The 8,769-nt window shown below is 65.8% G+C and carries 8 protein-coding genes; 6 read left to right on the forward strand and 2 right to left on the reverse strand.

Annotated features, from left to right (window positions below):
- Nucleotides 1–118: 118 nt before the first annotated feature.
- The 5 genes from PMI38_RS17885 (at nt 119) to pdeM (ending at nt 7,165) form a co-directional block, all read left to right on the forward strand.
- Nucleotides 119–1,135, forward strand: coding sequence for a ligase-associated DNA damage response exonuclease (locus PMI38_RS17885; protein ID WP_008096773.1), 1,017 nt, complete (start codon nt 119–121; stop codon nt 1,133–1,135).
- Nucleotides 1,132–2,790 (forward strand): ATP-dependent DNA ligase, encoded by a 1,659-nt coding sequence (locus tag PMI38_RS17890; RefSeq protein ID WP_008096775.1) that lies wholly within the window; start codon nt 1,132–1,134, stop codon nt 2,788–2,790. The genes PMI38_RS17885 and PMI38_RS17890 overlap by 4 nt, the downstream gene beginning before the upstream one ends.
- Before the next feature lie 82 nt (nt 2,791–2,872).
- Nucleotides 2,873–3,988 carry a succinylglutamate desuccinylase/aspartoacylase family protein gene (locus PMI38_RS17895; RefSeq protein ID WP_008096777.1) on the forward strand — a complete coding sequence of 372 codons (1,116 nt, stop codon included), beginning with the start codon at nt 2,873–2,875 and terminating at the stop codon, nt 3,986–3,988.
- 67 nt (nt 3,989–4,055) lie between these two features.
- Nucleotides 4,056–6,509, forward strand: coding sequence for a ligase-associated DNA damage response DEXH box helicase (locus PMI38_RS17900; RefSeq protein ID WP_008096779.1), 2,454 nt, complete (start codon nt 4,056–4,058; stop codon nt 6,507–6,509).
- The gene (gene pdeM / locus PMI38_RS17905; protein WP_008096781.1) at nt 6,506–7,165 is read left to right on the forward strand and encodes a ligase-associated DNA damage response endonuclease PdeM; all 660 of its coding nucleotides are present in this window, start codon (nt 6,506–6,508) and stop codon (nt 7,163–7,165) included. The genes PMI38_RS17900 and pdeM overlap by 4 nt, the downstream gene beginning before the upstream one ends.
- On the opposite strand, the gene PMI38_RS17910 is transcribed toward pdeM, so the two are convergent.
- On the reverse strand, nt 7,166–7,393 hold the full coding sequence (locus PMI38_RS17910) for a hypothetical protein (RefSeq protein WP_008096783.1): 228 nt from the start codon (nt 7,391–7,393) through the stop codon (nt 7,166–7,168).
- A 96-nt stretch (nt 7,394–7,489) separates the two neighbouring features.
- Complete coding sequence (dcd, locus tag PMI38_RS17915; protein WP_008096785.1) at nt 7,490–8,056, reverse strand: dCTP deaminase; 567 nt, start codon at nt 8,054–8,056, stop codon at nt 7,490–7,492.
- A gap of 329 nt (nt 8,057–8,385) precedes the next feature.
- Here dcd and PMI38_RS17920 point away from each other — a divergent pair, with 329 nt between their 5' ends.
- Nucleotides 8,386–8,595 (forward strand): cold-shock protein, encoded by a 210-nt coding sequence (locus PMI38_RS17920; protein WP_003254922.1) that lies wholly within the window; start codon nt 8,386–8,388, stop codon nt 8,593–8,595.
- Nucleotides 8,596–8,769 lie beyond the last annotated feature (174 nt).

The raw sequence follows: 8,769 nt of genomic DNA on the forward strand, positions 1-8,769 counted from the left end.
GGCGCTCGATCTCAAGGGCGCCAAAAAAACAATGACGAGCACTGCGCGCAAACCTCTGCGAACTTCCCACCCCAGGCACCGCTCCTAACTGATAACCCCGCCACCCAGCGCCCACGCCATGGACCTCGTCATCACCCGCCCCGAAGGCCTCTACTGCCCACCCGGTGATTTCTACATCGACCCGTGGCGCCCGGTGGCACGCGCGATCATCACCCACGGCCATGGCGACCACGCCCGCAGGGGCAACGCGCATTACCTGACCGCCGCCCCCGGCGCGGGCATCCTGCGCAGCCGCCTGGGCCAGGACATCGACCTGCAGACCCTGCCCTACGGCGAACGCATCCACCACCACGGCGTCACCCTCAGCCTGCACCCGGCCGGGCATGTGCTGGGCTCGGCACAAGTGCGCCTGGAGCATGCGGGCGAAGTGTGGGTAGCCTCCGGCGACTACAAGGTCGAACCAGACGGCACCTGCGCGCCGTTCGAGCCTGTGCGCTGTCACACTTTCATCACCGAGTCGACCTTCGGCCTGCCCATTTATCGCTGGCCCAGCCAAGCCGAGGTTTTCACCGGGGTGAATGCCTGGTGGCGGGCCAACCGTGATCAGGGCAAGGCCAGCGTGCTGTTCTGTTATGCCTTCGGCAAGGCTCAGCGAATACTTCACGGGCTGGACCCGAGCATCGGCCCTGTCCTGGTACATGGCGCGGTCGAACCGCTGAACCAGGTGTACCGCGAGGCTGGCGTGCACCTGCCGCCCACCCGCTACGTCGGCGACATCCCACGTAACGATCCACTCATGCGCCAAGCCCTGGTGCTGGCCCCGCCCTCCGCTGCCGGCAGCACGTGGATGCGCCGCTTTGGCGATTACAGCGATGCGTTCGCCAGTGGCTGGATGCTTCTGCGCGGCACGCGGCGGCGTCGCGGGGTGGATCGCGGCTTCGTGCTGTCCGACCACGCCGACTGGCCGGGGCTGCTCTGGGCCATCGGCCAGACCGGTGCCGAACGGGTCATGGTCACCCACGGATCGGTCAACGTACTGGTGCGTTACCTCAGCGAACAGGGGCTCGATGCCCGCTCGTTCGTGACCGAATACGGTGACGAGGATGACGCGCCCGCCACGGAACCTGAGCCATGAAAGACTTTGCAGCGCTTTACTTGCGTCTGGATGCGACCACCTCCAGCAATGCCAAGCTCGAAGCACTGCGCGACTACTTCGCCGCCGCCCCCGCCGAGGATGCGGCCTGGGCGGTGTACTTCCTGGCCGGGGGCCGGCCACGCCAGTTGGTGCCTACCCGCGTGCTGCGCGAACTGGCGACAGCACTGGCCGACCTGCCCGACTGGTTGTTCGAAGAAAGCTACCAGGCCGTCGGCGACCTGGCGGAAACCATTTCCCTGCTACTGCCTGAAAACCCGCACGGCAACGAGGACGGCCTGGCCCATTGGGTCGAGGCCCATCTGCTACCGCTTCGCGGCCTGCCCGCCGAAGCGATCCAGCAGCGCCTGCCGCCACTCTGGGCCCAGCTGGACCGCCCCAGCCTGATGCTCTGCCTGAAGCTGATCACCGGCAGCTTTCGCGTCGGCGTGTCCAAGCTGCTGGTCACCCGGGCCCTGGCCCAACTGGCCGGACTGGATGCCAAGCGCGTGGCCCAGCGCCTGGTCGGCTATACCGACATCAGCCATCGCCCCAGCGCCAACAGCTACCACAAGCTGATCGCTGCAGAGTCGGCCGATGAGCACAGTCAGCGAGGGGGCCAGCCTTATCCGTTCTTTCTGGCGCACGCCCTGCAGTCACCCGTCGAGCAGTTCGACGCCTTGCTCGGTCCACCCAGTGCCTGGCAGATCGAATGGAAGTGGGATGGCATCCGCGCCCAGGTGGTCAAGCGCGATGGCCAGGTTTGGGTGTGGTCGCGCGGCGAAGAGCTGGTTACCGACCGCTTTCCGGAGCTGCACGGCCTGGCGCAGAGCCTGCCGGACGGCGTCGTGCTCGACGGTGAAATCCTGGTCTGGAAACCTGGCGCCACAGCCGAGGTGCCGGCCGTGCAGCCGTTCGCCCTGCTGCAACAGCGCATTGGCCGCAAGACCCTGGGCAAGAAGCTGCTGGCCGACGCGCCCGTGGTATTGCAGGCCTACGACTTGCTGGAATGGCAGGGCGAGGACTGGCGCAATCGTCCCCAGCACGAGCGCCGCCAGCAGTTGCAGCGTCTGATCGAGGAGTATCCCCTGGCGCCGGTACTGCTTTCGCCTTTGCTCGAAGGACAGGATTGGCAAGACCTCGCCGTTCAGCGCGAACAATCGCGGAGCCTGGGGGTCGAGGGCCTGATGCTCAAGCAGCGCGATGCCTTGTACGGCGTGGGCCGAACCAAGGACATGGGCCTGTGGTGGAAGTGGAAGATCGACCCGTTCAGCGTCGATGCCGTGCTGATCTATGCGCAACGTGGCCATGGCCGGCGCGCCAGCCTCTACAGCGACTACACCTTCGCCGTCTGGAACGCACCAGCCGGTACGCCGGAGCGTGCCTTGGTGCCTTTCGCCAAGGCTTACTCAGGGCTCAGCGATGAAGAAATGCGCAAGGTCGATGCAATCATCCGCAAGACCACGGTGGAAACCTTCGGCCCGGTGCGCAGCGTGACCCCGACCCTGGTGTTCGAACTGGGTTTCGAAGGCATTGCCTTGTCCAAGCGCCACAAGAGCGGGATTGCCGTACGTTTCCCCCGCATGCTGCGCTGGCGCCAGGATAAGCCGGTGGAGCAAGCCGATGACCTGGCGACCTTGCAGGCACTGCTGGCCTGAACACGACGCGTTGAGGCACAGTGGCCAAATTTATGCTTCTATCTTTGTCGCAGATTGTTTTCGCCACGCCGCCAGGACCACCATGCACCATTCGACCCACGACCTGCTTTCCCCCGTACCCGGCGTCAGCCGCCAGCTGCACAGCTTCCACTTCGGACCGCGCGGTGGCGCCAAGGTATACATCCAGGCCTCACTGCATGCGGACGAACTGCCGGGCATGCTGGTCGCCTGGCACCTCAAGCGCCACCTGGCCGAACTGGAGCAGCAAGGGCGCCTGCGCCGCGAGATCATCCTGGTGCCCGTGGCCAACCCGGTGGGCCTGGAGCAGGTATTGCTCGATTCGCCACTGGGGCGTTTCGAACTGCAGAGCGGCGAGAACTTCAATCGCAAGTTCGTCGACCTTTCCGACAGCATCGGCGACCAGATCGACGGCCACCTGACCCAGGACCCTCAGCACAATCTCGCCTTGATACGCGAGTACCTGCGCCGTGGCCTCGACACCTACCCGGCGCACACGCCCCTGCAGTCCCAGCGACTTACCTTGCAACGGCTGGCCTGCGACGCCGACCTGGTGCTGGACCTGCATTGCGATTTCGAGGCCGTCGAACACCTTTACACCACGCCTGAGGCCTGGCCGCAGGTCGAGCCACTGGCCCGCTACCTGGGCGCCCAGGCCAGCCTGCTGGCGACCGATTCCGGCGGGCAGTCGTTCGACGAATGCTTCAGCCTGGTCTGGTGGCAACTGCAGCAACGCTTCGGCAAACGCTTCCCGATCCCTTTGGGCAGCGTCGCGGTGACCGTCGAACTGCGTGGCCAGGCCGACGTCAGCCATGACCTGGCCTGCCAGGACAGCCAGGCGATCCTCGACTACCTGACCCATGCCGGCGTCATCGAAGGCAGCGCCCCGCCTTTGCCGCCGCTACCACAACCCGCCACACCGCTGGCTGCCGTCGAGCCGGTGTCCACCCCCCTGGGGGGCTTGCTGGTGTATCACGTGCGCCCCGGCCAGCAAGTGGAAGCCGGGCAACTGATCGCCGAAGTCATCGACCCGCTCAGCGACCGCGTGACCGCCGTGCGCACCCGCCAGTCCGGGCTGCTGTATGCCCGCAGCGTGCGCCGCATGGCCACCGCCGGCATGGTCATCGCCCATGTCGCCGGCGAACAGGTGTGTCGCAGCGGCTATCTGCTGGGTAACTGACCCGGTAAAACCAATGGCTCCGCAGGGTGGTCTGTAGAAGCACAGCCTTGCAGGGACCACACCGCGCATGCCTGCTTCCACCGACCTCGCCACTGCCTGGTTCGCCGCGCGTGGCTGGAAACCCTTCGCCTTCCAGCGGCAAGTCTGGGCGGCTGTCGGCCGTGGCGAATCCGGGTTGCTGCATGCCAGCACCGGGGCCGGCAAGACCTACGCCGTCTGGCTGGCCGCGCTGCGCGCCTTTGCCGAGCCCGGGCGCCAGCCCCCGGGGCTGCAGGTGCTCTGGATCACCCCCATGCGCGCGCTGGCGGCCGATACCGCCCGCGCCTTGCAAGCCCCCGTGGACGACCTGGGGTTGAGCTGGAGCGTTGCGGTGCGCAGCGGTGATACCAGCAGCGCAGAGCGCGCCCGTCAGGCACGGCGCCTGCCGAGCACGCTGATCACCACGCCCGAAAGCCTCACTTTGCTGCTGACCCGGGCACAGGCCTGTCACGACTTCGCCAGCCTGCGCCTGGTGGTGGTCGATGAATGGCACGAACTGCTCGGCAACAAGCGGGGCGTACAACTGCAGCTGGCCCTCGCGCACCTGCGCCGCTGGCGGCCTGACCTGGTGACCTGGGGCCTTTCAGCCACCCTGGGCAACCTGCCGCATGCGCTCGAAGTGCTGCTGCCGCATGGCGGCCAACTGGTACGGGGCCGTCAGGACAAGCGCCTGGTGGTCGACACATTGCTGCCGCCGGCGATCGAGCGCTTCCCCTGGGCCGGGCACATGGGCCTGAAGATGCTCGACCAGGTCGCCCATGAGCTCGACGGCAGCGCCAGCAGCCTGGTGTTCACCAATACCCGCGCCCAGGCCGAGCTGTGGTACCAGGCCCTGCTGGATGCACGCCCCGACTGGGCCGGCCAGATCGCCCTGCACCATGCCTCGCTGGCCCGGGCAACCCGCGACTGGGTCGAGCTGAGCCTCAAGCAAGGCCTGCTGAAAGCGGTGATCTGCACGTCCAGCCTCGACCTGGGCGTGGACTTTCTGCCGGTGGAACGGGTGCTGCAGATCGGCTCGGCCAAGGGCATCGCTCGCCTGATGCAGCGGGCCGGGCGCTCCGGGCACGCGCCGGGCCGGCGTTCGCGGGTCACCCTGGTGCCTACCCACAGCCTGGAGCTGGTGGAAGCCGCTGCGGCGCGCCAGGCGCTGGCCGACGGGCATATCGAGGCGCGCCGCTCGCCGCGGCTGTGCATGGACGTGCTGGTCCAGCACCTGGTCAGCATGGCCCTGGGCAGCGGCTTTCGCCCATCTGAGCTGCTGTCGGAAGTGCGCGACACCTGGGCGTTTCGTGAGCTGCGCGACAGCCAGTGGCAATGGGCACTGGACTTCGTCTGCCATGGCGGCAGCTCACTCAGCGCCTACCCCGACTATCAGCGCGTCGAAGCCCACCCCGACGGCATCTGGCGAGTCGCCAGCGAGCGACTGGCCAGGCGCCACCGCATGGGCATCGGCACCATCGTCAGTGACGCCAGCCTGCAACTGAAATACTGGAGCAAGGGCGGTGGCGGCAAGCATCTGGGCAGTGTCGAGGAAGCCTTCATCGCCCGTTTGCGCCCCGGCGACACGCTGGTGTTCGCCGGGCGGGTGCTTGAGCTGGTAAGGGTCGAGAACATGACCGCCTACGTGCGCCGCAGCAGCGCTCGCAAGGCTGCCGTGGCCCGCTGGAATGGCGGGCGCATGCCGCTGTCCAGCGAACTGGCCGATGCCCTGGTGGAACAACTGGATGCCGCTGCCCACGGCCGCTATGCCAGTCCCGAGCTGCGCGCGGTGCGCCCGCTACTGGCGCTGCAGGCACGCTGGTCGGCCCTGCCCACGCTGCAGACACTGCTGGCCGAGACCCTGGTCTCGCGCCAGGGCTCGCACCTGTTCCTCTACCCCTTCGCCGGGCGCATGGCCAACCTGGGCCTGGCCAGCCTGATCGCCTGGCGGGTCAGCCGGCAACAACCGCTGTCGGTGTCGATCGCCGTCAGCGACTATGGCTTCGAACTGCTCAGCCCGAGCCCTGTGGACTGGGCCACCTACCTGCCCGCCGCGCTGTCCGCCGAGGAGTTGCTGGAGGATGTGCTGGCCAGCCTCAATGCCGGTGAAATGGCCCTGCGGCGCTTTCGCGAGATCGCCCAGATCGCCGGGCTGGTGTTCGGTGGGTATCCGGCTGCGCAGAAAAGCACCCGGCAGATCCAGGCCTCCAGTGGGCTGTTCTTCGAGGTGTTTCGCAAGCACGACGCCAACAACCTGCTGCTCGGCCAGGCGCGGGATGAAGTGCTGCGTGAAGAGCTGGAAATCGAACGCCTGCAGCGGCAGCTGCTGAAGATGGGCCGCTTGCGGCTGGATCTGCGGGCACTGCAGCGGCCGGGGCCGCTGGCCTTCGCCCTGCTGGTGGAAGGCATGCGCGAAACGTTGAGCACGGAGAAACTGGCAGACCGGATTGCCAGAATGGTGGCGGACCTGGAAAAAGCGGCCATGCGAGACCGGGCGCCATGAGCCGCCATCTGGTGGTCGAACATTGCGGGCAGACACTGTGGCTGCTGCCCGACAAAGCCATCTATTGGCCTGCCCGGCACACGCTGCTGATAGCCGATGTGCATATCGGCAAGGCCGCCAGCTACCGGGCGCTGCACCAGCCCGTACCGCGGGGTACCACCGACACGACCCTGGCGCGCCTGGATACGTTACTGGCGGCATACGATTGCAAGCAGTTGGTGATCCTCGGCGATTTTCTCCACGCGCGCACGGCGCGGGCGCCAGCGACGCTGGCCAAGCTGCGGGAATGGCGCGGCCAGCACGACGGGCTGCGTATCGTGCTTATCCGCGGCAACCACGACCGCCACGCCGGCGACCCGCCTGCCGAACTGGCCATGGACGTGATCGATGAACCCTGGCTGCTGGCGCCCTTCGCGTTGCAACACGAGCCCATCGCTCACCCCCAGCACCCGGTGCTGGCGGGCCATGTGCATCCGGTCTACCTGTTGCGCGGGCGGGCCCGGCAACGCCTGCGTCTGCCGTGCTTTCTGCTCGATACCCAGGTCAGCCTGCTGCCGGCCTTTGGCGAGTTCACGGGTGGCTGGACGGTAAGCCCGGGTGCGGGCACCCGGGTTTTTGTCACCGGCGATGGCGACGTCTGGGCATTGAACGGTTGATCACGCCACAGGCGCGGGAGGCGGCTCGTCGGGCAAGGTCGGTTCGCCCGGCTCCATGGGTTGCGTTTCACCCGGCTCGGGCGGCTGCGGGGTATCGGGATCAGGCTGGTGGGGCACGCCCCCGGCCTGCATCGGCAGCGGATGGGCCAGCAACGACCATGACAGCAACCCGACGTGGTTGGGCTGCAGCACAGCCAGCTTCGCGCTGATTGTGGGATGGAGTTTCATTGGCTGCTCCTGACGAGAGCCGATGCGCGTCATGCACATCGGCACGGTTACCCGTTGGAGTGCCAAAGGCGCGGGGAATTCCCCGCGCTCGTCGGCTCAGGTCCGCGGCAGGGTGACGCCGCGCTGGCCTTGGTACTTGCCGCCACGGTCCTTATAGGACACTTCGCACTCTTCGTCGGATTCCAGGAAGAGCATCTGCGCCACGCCCTCATTGGCGTAGATTTTCGCCGGCAGGGTGGTGGTGTTGGAGAACTCCAGGGTCACATGCCCTTCCCACTCTGGCTCAAGCGGGGTGACGTTGACGATGATGCCGCAACGCGCATAGGTGCTCTTGCCCAGGCAGATGGTCAGTACATTGCGCGGAATGCGGAAGTACTCGACGGTACGCGCCAGGGCGAAGGAGTTCGGCGGGATGATGCAGACATCGCTTTTGACGTCGACGAAGCTGCCGGCGTCGAAATTCTTCGGGTCGACGGTGGCCGAATTGATGTTGGTGAACACCTTGAATTCGTCGGCGCAACGCACGTCGTAGCCGTAGCTGGAGACGCCGAAGGAGATGACCCGGCTGTCCTGCTCGCCGCGCACCTGGCGCTCGACGAACGGTTCGATCATGCCGTGTTCCTGCGCCATGCGGCGAATCCACTTGTCCGATTTGATGCTCATGGCGGGGGTGTCCTGAAGGGTTACAAGGTGAAAAACGAGACGCGCATCTTACCGGTCCACGCGCCCAGGTTAAAGTTCCATCCCACATCCCGCGCCGGACGGGGCTTGCGGCCGCCGCCGATCTGAATTTCATCAAAGGCCATCTTGGTGATTGGCAGGTTGCACAAAGTGGGTTAAGGTGACGCCACTGTGCTGCACGTGACACCGAGAATCTCTAGTTTGATGCACGATCCTGATCGGCCCATCGCTGAATTTTCTGCTCTCTTTGCGCTCAGTCCCGGCCAGGGATTTTCCTGACCGTTTTCAACTTTGTCCAAGGAGACAGAAAAATGTCCAACCGTCAATCCGGTGTTGTTAAGTGGTTCAACGATGAGAAGGGCTACGGCTTCATCACCCCTCAGTCGGGCGACGACCTGTTCGTGCACTTCAAAGCCATCCAAGCTGACGGCTTCAAAACCCTGAAAGAAGGCCAGGCTGTTACTTTCGTCGCTACCCGCGGCCAGAAAGGCATGCAGGCTGAAGAAGTTCAGATCGCCTAAGTCGATCTAGCTTCCTAGCTTTCAAAAAAACCCGCCTTCTGGCGGGTTTTTTTATGCCTGGGTAAACCCCACAGGTAGATCACAGGCTTTGAAAGCAGTGGTGTCCCTGTGGGAGCCGGCTTGCCGGCGATAGGGCCCGAGCGGGCGTTTGCCTGCCCTGGCCTCATCGCCGGC

Source organism: Pseudomonas sp. GM84 (genome assembly GCF_000282535.1).
In the GTDB taxonomy this organism is placed as follows: domain Bacteria; phylum Pseudomonadota; class Gammaproteobacteria; order Pseudomonadales; family Pseudomonadaceae; genus Aquipseudomonas.